Origin of the sequence: Roseovarius albus (genome assembly GCF_900172335.1) — a bacterium.
GTDB classification, from domain to species: domain Bacteria; phylum Pseudomonadota; class Alphaproteobacteria; order Rhodobacterales; family Rhodobacteraceae; genus Roseovarius; species Roseovarius albus.
The window spans coordinates 66,346-84,415 of record NZ_FWFX01000017.1; the positions used below are offsets into that span (position 1 = coordinate 66,346).

An 18,070-nucleotide genomic window follows, 5' to 3' on the forward strand; every position below is an offset into this window, starting at 1 on the left:
TGCTGTCCCGGAAACCTGAGCCGGCCAAACATGGCCAACACACCCATGAAGATTAAAAAGAGAAAGACAATTTTGATCACCACGTCAGAGCCCATAGCGCGCGTAATCTGCACGCTCCTCAATTGTGGTGATGGCATCTTGCATCATCGCGCTGCCAAAACGTTGCAGCAAGCCACGTTTTTTTCCGTAGTTGGCAAATCGGACCTTGTCGCCGTAGATCGCTTTCATCTTGGGTTGTAGATGGGCAATGCCATCAACTAATCCCAGATCCATTGCTTTGCGGCCTAGCCAGAATTCCCCTGTAAAAAGGTCCTGTTTGCTGTTGAGCTTTGTACCCCGACGTTCTCGGACCTGCAGCGTGAAGTTGGTGTGCAAATCCCCCAAGATACCTTTGAGACGTTCAACGTCTTCTTTTTTCTCAGGCAGAAACGGATCCAACATGCTTTTCGATTTAACCGATGTATGCACGCGCCGTTCAATGCCTTGGCGGGCCAAAAACACATGCGCACCGAAACTGGAGGAGATCACGCCGATGGACCCAATGACCGAGCTTTCATCAACCCAGATCTGATCGGCCGCAGTTGCCAGCCAATAGCCTCCAGAGGCGGCCACATCCTCAACAAAGGCGTGAACTGGAACCGATTTCTCATTTGCCAGCCGTCGAATACGGGCCGCGATCAAAGAGGATTGAACTGGTGACCCGCCTGGCGAGTTGATGATCAATGCCACTGCCGCGGGCTTTTTGCGCTTGAATGCCTTCTCGATCAGCGGGGCTATGCCCTCATCGTTCAGGGCGCGGCCACCTGTGCCGATGGTGCCGGACAGTCGAATAACCGCGACCAGCGGCGGGCGCTTTTTGAAGGGAAACCAGTTCTTCATATCGCCGATGTAGAATGCGTTGCCGCTTCAGACAAGGCAACAAGGGGCAGGTTCTTTGTAGTTTGACCAAAAAGTTACGTTTGATGGGCAAATAAGTCACGCTGGGTTGGTGTCAGCTTTTCAGGCGATAACCCGTCTTGAAAATGAACCAGACAATCCCAAGGCAGATGCCAGAGAAGATCACCACTGCCAGCGCACTAAGCGCGATAGGCACATCGGCCACGCCAAAGAATGACCAGCGGAACCCTGAGATTAGATAAACGATGGGGTTAAACAGCGTGATTTTCTGCCACAATGGTGGCAGCATAGAGACAGAATAGAATGAACCGCCCAAGAACACCAAGGGTGTGATGACCAAGAGTGGGATCAATTGGAGCTGCTGAAAGTTTTCGGACCAGATTCCAATGATGAACCCAAACAGCGAGAATGAGATACAGATCATCACTAGAAATGCCAGCATTGCGATAGGGTGTTTTATGTCCAGATCGACAAAGAAATTCGCGGTGATCAAGATCACAACGCCGACAAACAGCGCTTTGGTGGCCGCCGCTCCGACATAGCCCAACACAATCTCCAAAAAATTCACCGGGGCTGAAAGAACCTCAAAAATCGTGCCGATGAATTTCGGGAAATAGATACCGAAGGAGGCATTGCTGAGCGCCTGCGTCATAACGCTGAGCATGATCAGACCGGGCACGATGAACGCGCCATAAGACACACCATCCACTTCGGCAATGCGACTGCCAATCGCGGCACCGAAGACGACGAAATAGAGCGAGGTGGAAATCACCGGCGACAGAAAACTTTCCATCAATGTGCGGAAAAACCGCTTCATCTCATAGGCGTAGATGGCCCAAACCGCATAAAAGTTCATGCCATTTCCTCCTTGACCAGATCGACGAATATCTCTTCGAGGCTGGATTGACTGGTGTGAATGTCGTGCAGGGCAATGCCTTCTTTTGCCAACGTATGTAGCAAGCGCGTGATGCCGGTGCGTTTTTGCGTATCATATTGATACGTCAGGTTAAGGCCCTCTGGGCAAAGCTCAAGCTCATAGTCTTTGAGCGCATCCGGAATTTTCGACACCGGCTCGTTCAATTCGATGCGCAAGGTCTTGCGCCCCAGACGTTTCATCAGCGCTTCTTTGTCTTCGACCAATAAGATCTCGCCCTTGCTGATCACGGCGATGCGGTCGGCGATGGCCTCGGCCTCTTCGATATAGTGTGTCGTTAGAATGATTGTTACGCCATGAGATTTAAGATCTTCGACTACTTCCCACATGTCGCGCCGCAATTCGACATCTACACCAGCGGTCGGTTCATCCAGAAATAGCACGCGCGGTTCATGTACCAGCGCTTTGGCTATCAAAACACGGCGCTTCATTCCCCCGGACAATTCGCGAATGCGATTATCGCGTTTGTCCCAAAGTGAAAGCTGGCGCAGAATTTTCTCGAGCAAAGCGTCATCACGGCCCTTACCAAAAAGCCCGCGCGAAAATCGAACAGTGTTCATGACCTTTTCAAACGGTTCTAACGCCAGTTCTTGTGGAACCAACCCGATCATCGAGCGCGTTTCGCGGTACCCCGATTGAATATCGTGTCCACCAACTTTGGCACTACCACCAGTTGGCGTAGTGATGCCGCAAAGTGCAGAAATCAAAGTAGTTTTGCCCGCACCGTTGGGGCCGAGCAGGGCCAGGATCTCGCCCTCTTCGATGGCAAGATTGATTCCCCTTAGCGCTTGAAAGCCGTCATTATAGGTTTTTTGCAGGTTTTGGACATCAACGATGGGCGGCATGTGTCTCTCCATTTCGTCGGGGGACACTATGCGAAGTTGCAACAAGGTGAAATGGTGAAAAATTGCCGAACCAACCCTGCGCTATTGCACAGGATCAACTAATCAGCCGGTTGAGCCAACCTTTCCGTTCGGCATCCTCTTCAGAGTCATGTTCTTTTGGGCCTTCGATTATCTCTTCCAGATTTGTGAAGAAGCGATCAGCCATTTTCTTGGCGAAACCATCGACGATGCGACTGCCGAGTTGCGCAATCTTTCCGCCGACTTTTGCTTCTACGTCATAAGTCAAAAGCGTTCCGTCTTCGGTGTCAGACAAGTGAACCTTGGCTGCGCCTTTTGCGTGACCCGCTGCCCCCCCCTTGCCTTCGCCAGTCAAGGTAATTGATTCTTGCTCCACAATGTCTGAGAAAGTGACGATACCCCGGAAAGTTGCCTTCACCGGACCCACCTTCTGTTGAACGGTTGCGTCAAAACCGTCTTCGACGCTGCCGGTCAACTCTTGAGTGCCGTGAACGCAGGCTTTCAAAACCTCGGGATTTTGCAGCGCGGCCCACACAATACTACGCGCAGCGTGAATTTCGCGTTCACCGTTCATTTGCATGTTTGGATACTCCGTCTGCTGTTGGCCTATACTTACGTTATGGTTTGAGCCTCGCCAAGCTGTCTTAAGAAGAGCAGTGTTTTGCTAGGACAAGTCTCCTCTTGGACTTAGCCAGAACTCCGACTATCTATGCGGCTTGCCGATTGAAGCATTTCAGATCTTACAGGACGCGGACCATGGCCAAGCCAAAAGAAAACCCAAACTACAAGGTCATCGCCGAGAACCGACGGGCGCGGTATGATTATGCGATTGAGGATGACATCGAATGTGGTGTGATCTTGCAAGGATCCGAAGTGAAATCACTTCGCGAAAACAGTGCCAACATCGCCGAAAGTTACGCCACGGTTGATGACGGGGAATTGTGGCTGATCAACTCCTATATTGCGCCATACGAGCAGGCGAAAATGTTTCCGCACGAGGAAAAGCGCCGACGTAAGCTTCTGGTGTCTAAGAAAGAGTTGTCAAATCTGTGGCAAGCGACAGAACGGAAAGGCATGACGTTAGTGCCGCTGGTGCTCTACTTCAATCATAAGGGTTTGGCCAAACTCAAGATTGGCATCGCCAAGGGTAAAAAGACCCACGACAAGCGCGCGAATGAGGCCAAACGCGATTGGGGCCGCCAAAAGCAGCGCCTGCTTCGCCACGGGGAATAGCGCCGTATTTTTTCCTTATCTGTGTTGTAGAACCCCTGCTAATCTGAAGAAGTAACAGAGGCAGGGATGGGTTCACATCGCCCACCCGTGAAGAAAAAGAGCAGGAGGTTTTCCCATGGAGTTGATTCTCAATCTGATCGCCGGTGCGTTGGGCGGCAACGTTGCAGGCAGCATTTTGAAGAAATACGATCTGGGCACGTTGGGCAATTCATTGGCTGGAATTCTGGGCGGCGGATTGGGTGGCCAATTACTGTCGATGATCGGTGTCGGTGGTGCTGCCGCAGGTGGTAGCATGGTCATGGATATCATCGGCAGCTTAGCCACGGGCGGCGTCGGTGGCGCAGTGGTGATGGTGATCATCGGTGTCATTAAGAAGGCGCTGGTCAAATAACTGCCGATTTGGTGCGAATTCGCAGGTCTCTGCAGGGGGCCTGCTCTTGCTCTTAAGGGGGCATGGTTGTAGGTCAGGGCCTGATCTTTAAATGAGAATCTCAATGGCCCAGGATGATCCTAAAACACTCGTTTCGACCAGCTGGCTGGCCGATCACCTGAAAGACCCTGACCTGCGCATTCTGGACGGGACGTGGTTCATGCCCTCTGAGGGGCGTGATGGTCGTAGTGAATTCGAAGCTGGCCATATCCCAAATGCGCGTTTTTTCGACATTGATGAGATCAGCGATCTGCGCTCGGACCTGCCACATATGGTGCCGCCGGTCGAAAAATTCATGTCGCGGATGCGGGCGATGGGCGTGGGCGATGGCCATCAGGTGGTGGTCTATGATGCGCACGGGTTGTTCTCGGCGGCGCGGGTTTGGTGGTTGTTCCGCCTGATGGGGCAGGAAAACATCGCTGTGCTGGACGGTGGCCTGCCGAAATGGGTGGCCGAAGGGCATCCGGTTGACAACCAGCCGCCCGTGATTCGCGACCGGCATATGACCGTGAAACAGCAGCATCAGATGGTGCGGGATGTTACGCAGGTGTCATCCGCCTCAAAACTCGGCGATCATGAAGTTCTGGATGCACGCGCACCGGGCCGCTTTGCGGGAACCGAGGCCGAGCCGCGTTCTGGAATTCGCAGTGGCCACATTCCGGGCGCGAAGAACGTGTTCTTCAAGACCCTGCTGAATGCTGATGGCACGATGAAAAACCCTGACGCTTTGCGCGCTGTGTTTGAGGCGGCGGGCGTTGACTTAAAAAAGCCCGTGATTACGTCTTGCGGCTCTGGTGTGACCGCTTCGGTGATCAATCTGGCCTTGGAACGGATCGGCAAATCCGACCACGCATTATACGACGGCTCTTGGACGGAATGGGGGGCCTTCCCCACTTTGCCGATTGCCACCTCTGGAGATACCTGATGTTCAACACACTCACCCAGCAACCTGCTGACAAAATTCTGGCTCTGCTTGCGCTTTATCGTGACGATCCGCGTGATACTAAGATCGATCTAGGCGTTGGCGTTTACAAAAATGCCGAAGGTGTCACGCCAATCATGCGCGCGGTCAAGGAAGCCGAACGTCGCTGGTGGGATGCGGAAGAGACCAAGGCTTATATTGGACTGGCGGGTGATCCGCAGTTTTCCGACGTAATGATCAATCTGGTGCTGGCCGATGCGGTCAAGCGCAATCAGGTGGCGGCTGTGGCTACACCCGGTGGCACCGGCGCGGTGCGTCAGGCGTTCGAACTGATCAAGATGGCCAACCCGTCGGCACGTGTCTTTGTGTCGAACCCGACATGGCCAAATCACCTGAGCATCCTGAAGCACCTGAATGTTGAAGCGGTCACTTACCGCTATTTTGACGAGGCCACAGGTGGCGTTGATTTTGATGGCATGGTCGAGGATCTGAGCGGGGCGCAGGCGGGTGATGTCGTGTTGCTGCACGGCTGCTGTCACAATCCAACTGGCGCCAACCTGACCCTGCCACAATGGCAGGCGGTCGTAGATCTGATGAACAGCAAGGGCCTGATCCCGATGGTCGACATCGCTTATCAGGGTTTTGGCGACGGTGTGGATGAAGATGCAGCGGCAACCCGTCTAGTGGCGTCAAGCTGCCCGGAAACGCTGATCGCGGCGAGCTGCTCGAAGAACTTTGGGATCTACCGCGAACGCACCGGCCTGTTGGTGGCAGTGTCTCAGGACGCCTCGGCTCAGGCCACCACACAGGGCAACCTCGCCTATCTTAACCGTCAGAACTATTCCTTTCCACCCGATCACGGCTCGCGTCTGGTGACCTTAGTGCTCAGCGATGATGCCCTGCGCGCCGATTGGCTCGAAGAGTTGGAAGCCACCCGCTTGGGCATGCTGTCCCTGCGTCAGCAATTGGCGAATGAATTGCGTACGCTGTCAAACTCAGACCGTTTCGGTTTTGTCGCACAGCACCGCGGCATGTTCTCACGACTGGGTCTGAGCCCTGAGATCGTGGAGCGTCTGCGCGCGGATTACGCCATTTATATGGTCGGCGACTCGCGTATCAATGTGGCGGGCCTGAATGCACAGACTGTGCCGGTTCTGGCGCGTGCCATCATCGAGGCGGGCGGTTAAGCCCCCTTAGCGGATTAGAAAGGCCACGCATGAGCCGGGTACAGATCATCACCGTCTCGGACGACGAGGCAGACCAGCGGCTGGACCGCTGGTTGCGCCGCAAGTTCGAGCATCTGTCGCAAATCCGCATCGAAAAGATGTGCCGCAAGGGCGAGCTGCGTGTCGACAGCGGCCGGGTCAAACCGGCAACGCGGCTGGAGGCGGGGCAGCAAGTCCGTGTTCCGCCCCTGCCGGATGCAGATAGCACGCCAGCGCGGCGGGACGAATATGTCAGCCCGGCTGATGCTAAGATGATCCAATCTTGTGTGATCTACCGTGACGATCATATCATTGCGCTGAACAAGCCTCCGGGTCTTCCGGTGCAGGGTGGGTCAAAGCAGACTCGTCATGTTGACGGGCTTTCCGCAGCCCTGCGGTTTGATTTGGATGAAAAACCGCGACTAGTACACCGGTTGGATAAGGACACCACCGGTGTTTTGCTATTGGCTCGAACACAGATTGCGGCCAAAGGTTTGACCGCAGCCTTCCGGCACCGTGATACGCGCAAGATTTATTGGGCGCTGGTTGCCGGGGTGCCAACACCTTATTTGGGTGAGATCAAAACCGGTCTGGTTAAGGCTCCGGGGCACGGCAAGCAGGGTGAGGGTGAAAAAATGATCCCTGTGCATCTGCGCGATATTGAAGACACCCCTGGCGCAAAACGCGCGCATACACATTATGCGACTCTCTACCGTGTTGCGGGGCGTGCGTCTTGGGTTGCAATGGAGCCCATCACAGGCCGGACCCACCAGTTGCGCGCGCATATGGCCGCGATCGGGCACCCGATTGTGGGCGACGGTAAATATGGTGGATCAAGTCAAGAAAACATGGGCGACGGTTGGGGCGCACAGTTGGGCGGTGTCATCAGCAAGAAACTACACCTGCACGCTCGCAGCTTGGCGTTCCAACATCCGGTAACCCGCAAACAGATCACCGTGACGGCCTCGTTGCCCGACCATATGGCACACAGTTGGGATACCTTTGGTTGGACTGAAGATTTGGCCGCTGATGACCCGTTTGAGAAACTGCAATGAACGCTCCGCTAAGATTGGCCGTTTTCGATATGGACGGTACTCTGATGGACAGTCAGGACTTCATTGTTGAGGCGATGACGCGGGCCTTTGTTGATATGGGGCTGGATGTCCCGGCCCGCAGTGAAATTCTGAGCATCGTCGGCTTGTCGCTGTTCGAGGCGATTTCGCGCCTTAAGCCGAACCTCCCCGAGGACCGGGTCAGCGCGGCGTCCCAAAAATACAAAGACATGTTCATAAAGCTGCGCGCCGAGCGCGGCGGTGAAGCCAGCGCGCCACTTTATCCCGGTGCACGTCAGGCGCTGGAGGATCTGCACAAACGTGATGAGGTGTTGCTGGGTGTGGCCACCGGCAAGGCGATGCGTGGTGTTGATCATGCCTTTAAGGCGCATGATCTGGCTGGGTTCTTTGTGACGAAACAAACTGCAGACCTTCATCCGTCAAAGCCCCACCCCTCGATGCTGCTTTCCTGTCTCTCTGACACAGGCGCAGTCAAAGAGAATGCCGTGATGATTGGCGATACAAGCTTCGATATCGAAATGGGTCGTGCCGCAGGGTTCCGCACCTTGGGTGTGACTTGGGGTTATCATTCGGAAAGCGCTTTACGGACAGCGGGCGCGGACATTCTAATCAGTGATTTTGCCGATGTGGTTGCAGCTTTGGATGAATTGTGGAGCGTGTCAGCATGAGCGCATGGAAAGCTAAACGATTTTGGGAAAAGGCCGAAGCTGTTGAAACTGAGGGTGGCTTTAGTGTGGAACTGGATGGCCGTTCAGTCAAAACCCCGGCCAAGGCCGCTCTGATCGTTCCCTCTCGGGCATTGGCTGATGCAATCGCCGTGGAGTGGGACGCGCAACAGGGTGAGATCAACCCAAACATCATGCCAGTGACGCGCGCCGCGAATGCGGCGATTGATAAGGTGACCCATCAGCATGCCGAAGTGGCGGATTTGATTGCAGCCTACGGTGACGCAGATCTTACCTGTTACCGCGCCGATAACCCGGTTGAATTGGTAGAGCGGCAGGCGCTGGCGTGGGATCCGCTGCTGGATTGGACGAACGATACCTTTGGTGTACGGTTGCTGCCTGTGTCAGGTGTGATGCATGCGCCTCAGAACCCGCAGTCCCTAAAGCTGCTGTCGGATCATGTTCACGCGATGGATGCTTTCACACTGACGGCGTTTCACGATCTGGTTGGTCTCTCTGGATCGCTGGTGATCGGACTTGCCGCATTGAAAGACCATCGTCGTGTCGAAGATTTATGGCAGCTGTCTCGCATCGATGAGACATGGCAGGCCGAGCAATGGGGCGTTGACGAAGAAGCGCAGGAGCAGGCCGCTTTGAAAGAATCTGCCTTTGTCGCGGCGAAAAACTTTCATAATCTTGCGCGCGCATCAGAATAATCCCCTGAATTCGGTTTTACGCTAGGTAAACTGTTCGCCTTATTGATCGATTTTCTTGATACAGGGCTTGACGTTTTGTGATGAATCTACACAAACTTAGCGTCACCGATGCGGCAAAACGTCCGTTTCGGTGTTATTTGCGGCACTTTTAACCGGGTGTCGTATGAACCGCCCACTATAGGGCGGGAAATCAGGAAGAGGTAAAAATGAAAAAATCCGTATTTCTTGGTGCGCTGACAGTTGCTGGCCTTGCAGCCGGCGCCGCAGCCGCCGGTACAATTGATGATGTCAAAGCGCGCGGCAAGCTGAACTGTGGTGTGACCACTGGTCTTGTTGGCTTTGCTGCACCTGACGCAAATGGCGAATGGGGTGGCTTTGACGTTGGCGTTTGCCGCGCTGTAGCTGCCGCTGTTTTGGGTGATCCAAATGCCGTTGAATTCGTTCCAACCACTGGTAAAACACGTTTTACCGCGCTGGCCTCGGGCGAGATCGACATGCTGGCCCGTAACACCACATGGACCTTCAGCCGCGATGTTGACCTGAAGTTTGAATTTGTTGGTGTGAACTACTACGACGGCCAAGGCTTCATGGTTCCAAAAGAACTGGGCGTAAGCTCGGCTAAAGAACTGGACGGCGCGACTGTTTGCATCCAAACCGGTACAACAACCGAGCTGAACCTGGCGGACTTCTTCCGCGCGAACAACATTAGCTATGAGCCAGTGCCTATTGAGACAAACGCTGAAGCCCAGCCGCTGTATCTGGAAGGCGCATGCGACGTTTACACAACTGATGCATCCGGTCTGGCAGCGACACGTGCCGCATTCGAGAACCCAGGTGATCACGTTCTGCTGCCTGAAATCATCTCGAAAGAGCCTCTCGGCCCACTGGTCCGTCACGGCGACAATGAGTGGGGCGACGTAGTTCGTTGGACTCTGAACGCTCTGATCGCAGCTGAAGAGCTGGGCGTGACAAGCGCGAATATTGCGGATCTGTCGGCATCTGCTGGCGACAACCCAGAAGTAAACCGCCTGCTGGGCACCGAAGGCAACCTGGGCGAGATGATCGGCCTAGATGCTGACTGGGCGCAAAAAGCGATCAGTGCTGGCGGCAACTATGGTGAACTCTTTGAGAAGAACATCGGTGAGAACACTCCAGTTGGTTTGGCACGTGGCCTGAACGGTCAGTGGACAGACGGTGGTCTGCTGTACTCGCCACCATTCCGCTAATATGTAGCACTCGAAGGGCGCAGTTTCTGCGCCCTTTTTTCTTCGATAATAAAAACAGATCCATAACCGAAGTCGCGGACTAAACCGTACTCAATAAAAATGGATCCTACGGGGAACACCGTTATGTCGACACTATCCGACCCTCCGGTCGAGAGATTTCAGCTATCGCAGCTGATCAACGACACCCGATACAGATCATACACGTTCCAATTCATTGCGCTGATCTTACTGGTGTTGTTTTTCGCTTATCTTGGTTCAAACCTTGTGAACAACTTGCGCGAAGCTGGACTGAATATCTCATTCGGATTTCTGAGCGAGCCTGCGGGCTACGATATCAACCAACGCCTGCTGGATTATAACAGTCAGGACAGCCACTTACGCGCCTCATTCCTAGGCCTGATCAACACGTTGATTATCGCCGTTCTGGGTTGCTTCACGGCCACCATCATCGGTGTGACCGTCGGTGTTTTGCGCCTGTCCAACAACTGGTTGGTCGCCAAGATCATGGCCATCTATGTGGAAATCTTCCGCAATGTGCCAGTTCTGATCTGGATCCTGATCATCATGGCGATCTTTACCGCCAGCCTGCCGCACATGCGCAGCTTCCACGGTGATGATCCAGAAAACACCTTCGCATTGTTCAATACCTTGGCAGTGACCAAGCAAGGGGTCTGGTTCTCTGAGCCGATGTTCTCGCGCTCTTTGGGTGAAATCAGCCTGTTTGGCAGCCATAGCCTGCGATTTGATGTCAGCCTTGATTTCGTGGCGATCATTGCAGTGCTGATGGCGTCGTTCTTTGGCGCACGCGCTTGGACAAAGCATGCCAACAAAGTTCAGCAAGAAACGGGTGTTCGCCCGAATACATCACTGGTCAATCTGGCGATCTGGTTTGTGCCTTTGATTGCCCTGCTGATCATATTGGGCTTTTATCTCGATGGGCCGACACTGACAGGCCGAAAGCTCAAACCAATTGATGACGGGATATATCTGCGAAACTCGCTGATTGCATTGTGGTTCGCCCTGTCGATCTACACGGCGGCCTTCATCGCGGAAAACGTGCGCGCGGGTATTCTGGCCATTTCCAAAGGCCAAACCGAGGCTGCGGCATCGCTGGGTCTACGCCCGGGCCGGATCATGAACCTTGTGATTCTGCCGCAAGCGTTGCGGGTGATCATCCCGCCGCTGATTTCGCAATATCTGAACCTGACCAAAAACTCGTCTCTGGCGATTGCGGTGGGATACATGGATATTACTGGTACTTTGGGGGGTATCACGCTCAACCAGACCGGCCGAGCGATTGAATGCGTGCTGATGCTGATGCTGTTTTATCTGACGATTAGTCTGAGCATTTCCGCAATCATGAATGCCTACAATAATGCCGTTAAGCTGAAGGAGCGTTAAGATGGATAACAAAGATATCTTCTATGTACGCGAACAGATGCTGCCAGAGCAGGCCCCGCCTGCAACGCAATCCGGCATTGTCAAATGGATGCGCGATAACCTGTTTTCGAGCTGGTTCAATTCACTGCTGACGCTTGTCGCGATTTATTTTGTCATCAAAATCGTAACCGGAGCATTTCCGTGGTTCGCCAATGGCGTTTGGGTTTCGAATTCGTTGGCAGAGTGTCGTGAAATCCTGCAGGGTAAAACAGGTGGCTGTTTTGCGGTTCTGACCGAGCGCTGGCACCAGTTGTTGTTCGGATTCAAATATCCGGACGATCAATACTGGCGTCCTACTTTAGCGTTCATCTTGCTGTTTGTGGCGGTTTCACCGGTACTGTTCATCGCCTTGCCGCGTAAGATGTTAATCTTCACAGGTCTGTATCCATTCTTGGCCTTTTGGTTGATCTGGGGCGGAACGATCCTGATACCGGTTTTGGTGCTGGTTGGCTTTATTGTCGGTTACATCATCTTCACTCGCTTAGAGGCACAAAGTTTCGCAATGGCGGCATTGGGCGGAATTATTGGTGCTGCGGTCATTTGGGCCCTGTCCGGTTTCGTGACTTCAGCTGCATCTGGTGTTCTAGCGCTCGAAGCGGTCCCCTCGCGGGATATGGGGGGCTTTATGCTCAACATGATCCTTGGTGTGGTCTGCGTGTCACTGTCGTTGCCAATCGGGATTTTGCTGGCGCTTGGCCGTCAGTCGAGCATGCCAATCATCAAGTGGATCTGCGTGGTCTTCATCGAATTCATTCGTGGGGTTCCGCTGATCACTTTGCTGTTTGTGGCGAACGTTGTTCTGGCCTACTTCTTGCCTCCGGGCACGAACTTTGACCTGATCCTGCGCGTGATCATCATGATCACCATGTTCTCGTCGGCTTACATCGCCGAGGTGATCCGGGGTGGCCTAGCAGCCTTGCCAACAGGACAGTACGAAGCGGCTGATAGTCTGGGACTTGATTATACGCAGGCAACCCGACTGATCATCATGCCGCAGGCGCTGAAGATTTCGATCCCTGGAATCGTGAACGTCGCAGTTGGCCTGTTTAAGGATACGACGCTGGTTTCGGTCATTTCGATGTTCGATCTGGTCGGTATGATCCGCGGTCCGATTCTTGCCTCGACCGAGTGGAATGGAGTTTACTGGGAGCTGTGGCTGTTTGCTGTCTTCCTGTTCTTCGTCATTTGCTACGGCATTTCCCAATATTCACAATGGTTGGAGCGCCAGCTTCACCGTGGACATCATTAAGAAAGGTTTGTGACATGAGCGAACAAGCACAACAGATGAGCGTCTCAGACGAGGTTGCCATCGAGATCACAAATATGAACAAGTGGTACGGGGCGTTTCACGTTCTGCGCGACATCAACCTGACAGTGAATCGTGGGGAGCGGATCGTGATTGCTGGGCCTTCGGGCTCCGGCAAATCGACCCTGATCCGTTGTATCAACGCGCTTGAGGAGCACCAGAAAGGTCAGATCACTGTTGATGGCACGGTATTGTCTTCGGACATCAAAAACATCGACAAAATCCGGTCCGAGGTTGGCATGTGCTTTCAGCACTTCAACCTCTTTCCACACCTGACCATTTTGGAAAACTGCACGCTGGCGCCGATCTGGGTGCGCAAGACGCCCCGCAAAGAGGCCGAAGAAACAGCGATGCACTTCCTGGAAAAGGTGAAGATCCCGGATCAGGCCAACAAGTACCCCGGTCAGCTTTCGGGTGGTCAGCAACAGCGAGTGGCCATCGCCCGTTCGTTGTGTATGCGCCCGCGCATCATGCTGTTTGACGAACCGACCTCGGCGCTTGACCCCGAGATGATCAAAGAGGTTCTCGACACCATGGTTGAGCTGGCCGAAGAGGGCATGACCATGCTTTGCGTAACGCACGAGATGGGCTTTGCCCGTCAGGTGGCGAACCGCGTGATCTTTATGGATGCGGGTCAGATCGTGGAACAGAACGAACCCGAAGAGTTCTTCAATAACCCACAATCAGAACGTACCAAACTGTTCCTCAGCCAGATCCTGGGGCACTAAGAACAGGTTCATAACTCTTAGGAACGGCGGGGATTTCCCCGCCGTTTTCATTTGGATCTACGATAGAGAAGGGGAGTTGGGTTGTCGTGATTGACGTCGATCAGTTTGTGCTCTGATGATCCTTGTGCACCAGTTTGGCGTCACAATAAGGGCACTCGACAAAACCGGTCTCGCGCGGAATTTGCAGATACACACGGGGATGACCCAATGCGCCTTCGCCGCCGTCGCACGCGACGCGATAGCTGTCTACAATTCTGGTTTCCGGTGCTTCAGTAGCCATCAGGCGTTCCCTTTTGCCGACAATTCCACTAGGTGCGAATATGAGTGATCCGGAACGCAGGGGCAAGGGCAGCAATGGGTTCAAATGCCATCGAAATTCGCGGTTTGAAGAAAACCTACGGCGGCAGCCGGGGGGCAACTGTGAAGCACGCGCTCAAGGGCATCGATCTGGATATTCCTGCGGGGTCTGTTTTTGGCCTGCTGGGGCCGAACGGCGCCGGCAAATCCACCATGATCAACATTCTGGCGGGGCTGGTCACAAAAACCGAAGGCCATGTCACGATTTGGGGTTTTGATCAGGATGTGAATCCACGCCAATCACGCGCCTCCATTGGTGTGATGCCACAAGAACTCAATCTTGATCCGTTCTTCACCCCACGTGCAGCGCTTGAAGTGCAGGCCGGGCTTTACGGCGTGCCAAAGTCACAGCGCCGCAGCGACGAAATCCTGCGTCTGATAGGACTTGAGGACAAGGCCAACGCTTATGCCCGCACGCTATCTGGTGGGATGCGGCGCAGGCTGCTGCTGGGCAAGGCCTTGGTGCATCACCCGCATATTCTGGTGCTGGACGAACCCACCGCTGGCGTTGATATCGAACTGCGCCAGATGCTGTGGGAAAACGTGCGCAAGCTGAACCAGCAGGGTATGACCATCATCCTGACCACCCACTATCTGGAAGAGGCCGAAGAGATGTGCGACCAAATCGCCATCATCAATCACGGCGAGTTGGTTGCCCGCGACAGCACCACGAACTTGCTGGGTCAGCTCGACAGCAAGACGATGATCATCCAGCCGGACAATGCACCCGAAACCCTGCCCGAGACCGAAGGCCTGCAGGTGGAGCAACGCGCCGATGGCGCCATTGCGGTGACATATCAATCTGGAGTTACCTCAGCCGAGGCGGTTCTGGGCGCAGTTCGGGACGCCGGTATTCGCATCCGAGACGTCAAAACCGAGCAGGCGGATCTGCAGGATGTGTTCCTGAAGTTGACTCGGAAATAGGTCTCAGACTTGCTCTGGCACGCGAACACTACGCATCGACAGGCCAAATATATTCTGAAACGAGCGGCTCAGGGACGAGGCAGAAGAGAACCCGCAGCGTAGTGCAATCTGTTCCGCACTCAGAAGGGTTTCTTCCGCCAGATAACGGGCGCGTTGAAGACGCACGAGCTTGTAGTATTTCCCGGGTGTTATACCCAATTCGCGCATGAACAGCCGGTTCAAGGTCCGTTCTGATAATGACACCCGATCTGCCAGATCAAAGGTCGACAGCGGTGTTTCGACATTTTCCGCCATGACATTCAGCGCGGCTAGGACCTTGGGCGAGCCTTTCTCGCGAAAACGCACTGCGCCCCGATTCATCTCGTTCTGAATGGCCGCGTCATAGACAAACATGGTCGAGGCATCGAAGGCAGCTGCCGATCCAAACAATTGGTGAATAAGGTCAAGCATCGTGTCCAACGCGGCGCTGGCCCCACCGCAGGTTAAAAATGACCCCGAGCGCACAAACCGTGAAGTCGAAACAGTGACCTTGGGAAATGCTTCCTCAAATGCATCTAACTCCTGCCAGTGGATCGTGGCGCTATGCCCATCTAGTACCCCGGTTTCCGCCAGCAACCATGGGGCGGTGTCCAATGCTAAGATCAGCTCTGAGTGCCGGATACTGCGCCGTAAGATTCGCCCGGTTTCTGAGGTCAGGGCCTTTCGCGCCTGATATCCAGCGATCACCACCAGTTTGCGTCCTTCACGTCCATAGTCAAATTTCTGGTCTGGGGTTATTTGTAGGCCGCTCGAGCTCAACACTGGTCCACCGTCCATCGTGGAAGTGACCCAGTCAACACCCCCATGAATCGACCTGAACTTCACATCTCGCAATGGCTCCATTGCGCTGGCCAGCACCATGTTTGAAAAGCCGTCGAACAGGAGGAATTCGAATGTATGTGTTGATTTTGACGACATTTGTATAAATTATGGCGAAAAATGTAGTTAGGTCAATCTTTACGTCGCGATAGGTTTTGCCAGCTTCGGGCCCCACCGACGCGCCCACCAAAGTAGCGAAACGAACCATGACTGCGACCGCCCCGCTCTGGCAGCCGACTCTTTCGGCATGCCCCAACCTCTTGTTGTCTAAATTTCAGGCGCAGGCCGAGGTCCGCACAGGTGTTGAATTTTCCGGATACAGTGATCTGCATGCTTGGTCGGTTAGTGGTCCTGCAACGTTTTGGTCATTGGCCTGGGAGTTTTGTGGTCTCGAAGGTGATCCGGGTGATGTCGCTTACGTCCATCACAACGACCCACTACAGGTGCAGTTTTTTCCCAATGCAAAGCTGAATATTGTCGAGACGTTTCTTAAGAATGCCGACACACGTGAGGCCATCGTCTTTGTCGGTGAGAACGGGCAGCGCATGAGTTGGACACGCGCCGAACTGAAGCGAGAAGTGGAAGAATTGGCCGCCGCGCTGAAAGCCCGCGGCATTTGTCGCGGTGACCGCGTTGTGGGTTATGTGCCCAACATGCCGCAAACTGTGGCCGCGATGCTGGCAACCGCGTCCCTTGGGGCGGTCTGGTCATCTTGCACGCCGGAAAGTGGCCCGGATGTGGTGGTTGATCGCTTTGATCAGATCGCGCCGAAACTGATGTTTGCCGCTGATGGCTATTTCTATGGCGGCAAAACGTTTGAGACCCGCAACGCCATCGCCAACGTGGCTGAGCGGGTGCCGTCAATTGAACAGATCGTGGTCTGGACCTATGCGAAGCAAGTGACGGACTTGCCAGAAGGTATGATCGCCTACGAAGATTTCAAACAAGCGGACGCGCCAGAACTAACCTGCGAGCCAATGGGCTTCCGAGATCCGCTCTACGTGATGTTTTCGTCGGGCACGACCGGCAAACCCAAGTGCATCGAGCATTCCGGCGGGGGCACTTTGTTGCGCCTGATGGTTGAGCAGCAGTTGCATTGTGATGTGAATCCCGGCGACCGGCTGTTTTACTACACCACCTGCAACTGGATGATGTGGAATTGGATGGTGGCGGCGCTGGCGTCCGAGGCCACCATCGTTCTTTTCGACGGCAATCCGATGTATCCCGATATCTCTCGCCTATTCTATCTGGCGCAGGACGAGCAGCTGACTCACATAGGGGTGTCAGCCAAATATATCGATGCGTCTTTGAAACGTCGAACCCGCCCAGTTCAAACACATGACTTGTCGGCTTTGCGGGCCGTTCTTTCGACGGGCTCCCCTCTCTCGCCAGATGGCTATGAGCATGTCTATACGGATTGGAAGGCCGACGTTCAGCTGGCGTCGATCTGTGGTGGCACGGATATTCTTGGGGCGTTTGTTGGCGGTTGCCCAACCTTGCCGGTGTACAAAGGCGAAATCCCTTGCGCCACGTCAGGGCTGGATGTGGCAACATTGGATCAGGATGGTCAGCCAGTGTCTGGCGTAGCCGGGGAGCTGGTCTGCCGCAATGCACACCCGTCGATGCCGACGCGATTCTTGAATGATCCTGACAATGCCCGCTATCGCGCGTCTTACTTCGACACTTATCCCAACATCTGGCGTCAGGGCGATTTTACCATTCGCACTGACAATGGTGGTTTTGTTGTGCTGGGCCGCTCGGATGCCACTTTGAATCCCGGCGGGGTGCGGATTGGTACGGCCGAAATTTACCGCCAGCTCGACAAGATTGATGCCGTCAGCGACGCCGTTGTTGTGGGCCAGAACATCGACAATGATGTGCGCGTGGTGCTGTTCGTCACGCTGGATGGTGCGCGAACGCTTGACGACACACTGACCACCCGAATCAAAACTGACATTCGCAAAAACGCATCCCCGCGCCACGTGCCGGCAAAGATTATCGCAGTGCCGGATATCCCGCGCACCAAGTCGGGCAAAACTGCCGAATTGGCCGTGCGCGATGTGATCAACAACCAAGCTGTGCGCAATCTCTCTGGCCTCGCAAACCCGCAGGCGCTCGAGCATTTCGCACATCACCCCGACCTTTCAGCCTGACAAAAGGAAGACTGTCATGCCTTTGACCATGAACCGCGAAGTATTCATCACCTGTGCCGTGACCGGCTCGGGGGGAACGCAGGATAAGTCGCCGCATGTGCCGCGCAGCCCGGAGCAGATTGCGACATCGGCGATCGAGG

20 protein-coding genes are annotated in these 18,070 nt (G+C 54.4%); 14 read left to right on the top strand and 6 right to left on the bottom strand.

Translation table 11 applies throughout. The features are described from left to right. Positions 1 to 84: 84 nt before the first annotated feature. From ROA7450_RS19040 to ROA7450_RS19055, 4 genes are all read right to left on the bottom strand, one after another. Positions 85 to 879 carry a S49 family peptidase gene (locus tag ROA7450_RS19040; protein WP_085807549.1) on the bottom strand — a complete coding sequence of 265 codons (795 nt, stop codon included), beginning with the start codon at positions 877 to 879 and terminating at the stop codon, positions 85 to 87. A 112-nt stretch (positions 880 to 991) separates the two neighbouring features. Next, positions 992 to 1,753 (bottom strand): ABC transporter permease, encoded by a 762-nt coding sequence (locus ROA7450_RS19045; protein ID WP_085807550.1) that lies wholly within the window; start codon positions 1,751 to 1,753, stop codon positions 992 to 994. After that, complete coding sequence (locus ROA7450_RS19050) at positions 1,750 to 2,676, bottom strand: ABC transporter ATP-binding protein (RefSeq protein WP_085807551.1); 927 nt, start codon at positions 2,674 to 2,676, stop codon at positions 1,750 to 1,752. Before ROA7450_RS19050 ends, ROA7450_RS19045 begins: the two co-directional genes overlap by 4 nt. Before the next feature lie 94 nt (positions 2,677 to 2,770). Beyond that, positions 2,771 to 3,274, bottom strand: coding sequence for an SRPBCC family protein (locus tag ROA7450_RS19055; protein ID WP_085807552.1), 504 nt, complete (start codon positions 3,272 to 3,274; stop codon positions 2,771 to 2,773). 176 nt (positions 3,275 to 3,450) lie between these two features. On the opposite strand from ROA7450_RS19055, the gene smpB reads away from it, so the two are divergent. From smpB to ROA7450_RS19110, 11 genes are all read left to right on the top strand, one after another. Continuing rightward, on the top strand, positions 3,451 to 3,927 hold the full coding sequence (gene smpB, locus ROA7450_RS19060) for an SsrA-binding protein SmpB (protein WP_085807553.1): 477 nt from the start codon (positions 3,451 to 3,453) through the stop codon (positions 3,925 to 3,927). 115 nt (positions 3,928 to 4,042) lie between these two features. Continuing rightward, entirely contained in the window at positions 4,043 to 4,318 is a 276-nt protein-coding gene (locus ROA7450_RS19065) for a hypothetical protein (protein ID WP_085807554.1), read from the top strand. A gap of 103 nt (positions 4,319 to 4,421) precedes the next feature. Further along, positions 4,422 to 5,282, top strand: coding sequence for a 3-mercaptopyruvate sulfurtransferase (sseA, locus tag ROA7450_RS19070; RefSeq protein ID WP_085807555.1), 861 nt, complete (start codon positions 4,422 to 4,424; stop codon positions 5,280 to 5,282). Beyond that, complete coding sequence (locus ROA7450_RS19075) at positions 5,282 to 6,466, top strand: amino acid aminotransferase (RefSeq protein ID WP_085807556.1); 1,185 nt, start codon at positions 5,282 to 5,284, stop codon at positions 6,464 to 6,466. The genes sseA and ROA7450_RS19075 overlap by 1 nt, the downstream gene beginning before the upstream one ends. A 29-nt stretch (positions 6,467 to 6,495) precedes the next feature. Further along, positions 6,496 to 7,539, top strand: a complete 1,044-nt coding sequence (locus ROA7450_RS19080) for an RluA family pseudouridine synthase (protein ID WP_085807557.1) — start codon at positions 6,496 to 6,498, stop codon at positions 7,537 to 7,539. After that, on the top strand, positions 7,536 to 8,225 hold the full coding sequence (locus ROA7450_RS19085) for an HAD-IA family hydrolase (protein WP_085807558.1): 690 nt from the start codon (positions 7,536 to 7,538) through the stop codon (positions 8,223 to 8,225). The genes ROA7450_RS19080 and ROA7450_RS19085 overlap by 4 nt, the downstream gene beginning before the upstream one ends. Then, positions 8,222 to 8,938 carry an ATP12 family chaperone protein gene (locus ROA7450_RS19090; protein WP_085807559.1) on the top strand — a complete coding sequence of 239 codons (717 nt, stop codon included), beginning with the start codon at positions 8,222 to 8,224 and terminating at the stop codon, positions 8,936 to 8,938. The genes ROA7450_RS19085 and ROA7450_RS19090 overlap by 4 nt, the downstream gene beginning before the upstream one ends. A gap of 206 nt (positions 8,939 to 9,144) precedes the next feature. Beyond that, positions 9,145 to 10,164: an amino acid ABC transporter substrate-binding protein gene (locus tag ROA7450_RS19095; protein ID WP_085807560.1), complete on the top strand. Its 1,020-nt coding sequence runs from the start codon at positions 9,145 to 9,147 to the stop codon at positions 10,162 to 10,164. A gap of 123 nt (positions 10,165 to 10,287) precedes the next feature. Next, positions 10,288 to 11,565 carry an amino acid ABC transporter permease gene (locus ROA7450_RS19100; protein ID WP_085807561.1) on the top strand — a complete coding sequence of 426 codons (1,278 nt, stop codon included), beginning with the start codon at positions 10,288 to 10,290 and terminating at the stop codon, positions 11,563 to 11,565. Position 11,566: 1 nt separating this feature from the next. Continuing rightward, positions 11,567 to 12,853 (top strand): amino acid ABC transporter permease, encoded by a 1,287-nt coding sequence (locus tag ROA7450_RS19105; RefSeq protein ID WP_085807562.1) that lies wholly within the window; start codon positions 11,567 to 11,569, stop codon positions 12,851 to 12,853. Between the two features lie 14 nt (positions 12,854 to 12,867). Next, a complete protein-coding gene (locus tag ROA7450_RS19110) occupies positions 12,868 to 13,638 on the top strand; it encodes an amino acid ABC transporter ATP-binding protein (RefSeq protein ID WP_085807563.1) in 771 nt (256 codons plus the stop codon). 100 nt (positions 13,639 to 13,738) lie between these two features. Here the strand turns inward: ROA7450_RS19110 and ROA7450_RS19115 are convergent, their stop codons facing one another. Then, a complete protein-coding gene (locus ROA7450_RS19115; RefSeq protein WP_085807564.1) occupies positions 13,739 to 13,918 on the bottom strand; it encodes a zinc-finger domain-containing protein in 180 nt (59 codons plus the stop codon). A gap of 74 nt (positions 13,919 to 13,992) precedes the next feature. Here ROA7450_RS19115 and ROA7450_RS19120 point away from each other — a divergent pair, with 74 nt between their 5' ends. Further along, positions 13,993 to 14,919: an ABC transporter ATP-binding protein gene (locus tag ROA7450_RS19120; RefSeq protein WP_085807565.1), complete on the top strand. Its 927-nt coding sequence runs from the start codon at positions 13,993 to 13,995 to the stop codon at positions 14,917 to 14,919. Positions 14,920 to 14,922: 3 nt separating this feature from the next. On the opposite strand, the gene ROA7450_RS19125 is transcribed toward ROA7450_RS19120, so the two are convergent. Continuing rightward, positions 14,923 to 15,876: a GlxA family transcriptional regulator gene (locus ROA7450_RS19125; RefSeq protein ID WP_085807566.1), complete on the bottom strand. Its 954-nt coding sequence runs from the start codon at positions 15,874 to 15,876 to the stop codon at positions 14,923 to 14,925. A gap of 107 nt (positions 15,877 to 15,983) precedes the next feature. Between ROA7450_RS19125 and ROA7450_RS19130 the strand changes: the two genes are divergently transcribed. Next, positions 15,984 to 17,930 carry an acetoacetate--CoA ligase gene (locus ROA7450_RS19130; protein ID WP_085807567.1) on the top strand — a complete coding sequence of 649 codons (1,947 nt, stop codon included), beginning with the start codon at positions 15,984 to 15,986 and terminating at the stop codon, positions 17,928 to 17,930. 16 nt (positions 17,931 to 17,946) lie between these two features. Beyond that, positions 17,947 to 18,070, top strand: a 124-nt coding sequence (locus ROA7450_RS20845; RefSeq protein ID WP_200812974.1) for a 3-keto-5-aminohexanoate cleavage protein, incomplete at its 3' end; no start/stop codon positions are given.

Coding starts and splice junctions, on each gene's coding strand:
- ROA7450_RS19040 (WP_085807549.1), bottom strand. CDS start 879: ATGAAGAACTGGTTTCCCTTCAAAAAGCGCCCGCCGCTGGTCGCGGTT.
- ROA7450_RS19045 (WP_085807550.1), bottom strand. CDS start 1,753: ATGAACTTTTATGCGGTTTGGGCCATCTACGCCTATGAGATGAAGCGG.
- ROA7450_RS19050 (WP_085807551.1), bottom strand. CDS start 2,676: ATGCCGCCCATCGTTGATGTCCAAAACCTGCAAAAAACCTATAATGAC.
- ROA7450_RS19055 (WP_085807552.1), bottom strand. CDS start 3,274: ATGCAAATGAACGGTGAACGCGAAATTCACGCTGCGCGTAGTATTGTG.
- smpB (WP_085807553.1), top strand. CDS start 3,451: ATGGCCAAGCCAAAAGAAAACCCAAACTACAAGGTCATCGCCGAGAAC.
- ROA7450_RS19065 (WP_085807554.1), top strand. CDS start 4,043: ATGGAGTTGATTCTCAATCTGATCGCCGGTGCGTTGGGCGGCAACGTT.
- sseA (WP_085807555.1), top strand. CDS start 4,422: ATGGCCCAGGATGATCCTAAAACACTCGTTTCGACCAGCTGGCTGGCC.
- ROA7450_RS19075 (WP_085807556.1), top strand. CDS start 5,282: ATGTTCAACACACTCACCCAGCAACCTGCTGACAAAATTCTGGCTCTG.
- ROA7450_RS19080 (WP_085807557.1), top strand. CDS start 6,496: ATGAGCCGGGTACAGATCATCACCGTCTCGGACGACGAGGCAGACCAG.
- ROA7450_RS19085 (WP_085807558.1), top strand. CDS start 7,536: ATGAACGCTCCGCTAAGATTGGCCGTTTTCGATATGGACGGTACTCTG.
- ROA7450_RS19090 (WP_085807559.1), top strand. CDS start 8,222: ATGAGCGCATGGAAAGCTAAACGATTTTGGGAAAAGGCCGAAGCTGTT.
- ROA7450_RS19095 (WP_085807560.1), top strand. CDS start 9,145: ATGAAAAAATCCGTATTTCTTGGTGCGCTGACAGTTGCTGGCCTTGCA.
- ROA7450_RS19100 (WP_085807561.1), top strand. CDS start 10,288: ATGTCGACACTATCCGACCCTCCGGTCGAGAGATTTCAGCTATCGCAG.
- ROA7450_RS19105 (WP_085807562.1), top strand. CDS start 11,567: ATGGATAACAAAGATATCTTCTATGTACGCGAACAGATGCTGCCAGAG.
- ROA7450_RS19110 (WP_085807563.1), top strand. CDS start 12,868: ATGAGCGAACAAGCACAACAGATGAGCGTCTCAGACGAGGTTGCCATC.
- ROA7450_RS19115 (WP_085807564.1), bottom strand. CDS start 13,918: ATGGCTACTGAAGCACCGGAAACCAGAATTGTAGACAGCTATCGCGTC.
- ROA7450_RS19120 (WP_085807565.1), top strand. CDS start 13,993: ATGGGTTCAAATGCCATCGAAATTCGCGGTTTGAAGAAAACCTACGGC.
- ROA7450_RS19125 (WP_085807566.1), bottom strand. CDS start 15,876: ATGTCGTCAAAATCAACACATACATTCGAATTCCTCCTGTTCGACGGC.
- ROA7450_RS19130 (WP_085807567.1), top strand. CDS start 15,984: ATGACTGCGACCGCCCCGCTCTGGCAGCCGACTCTTTCGGCATGCCCC.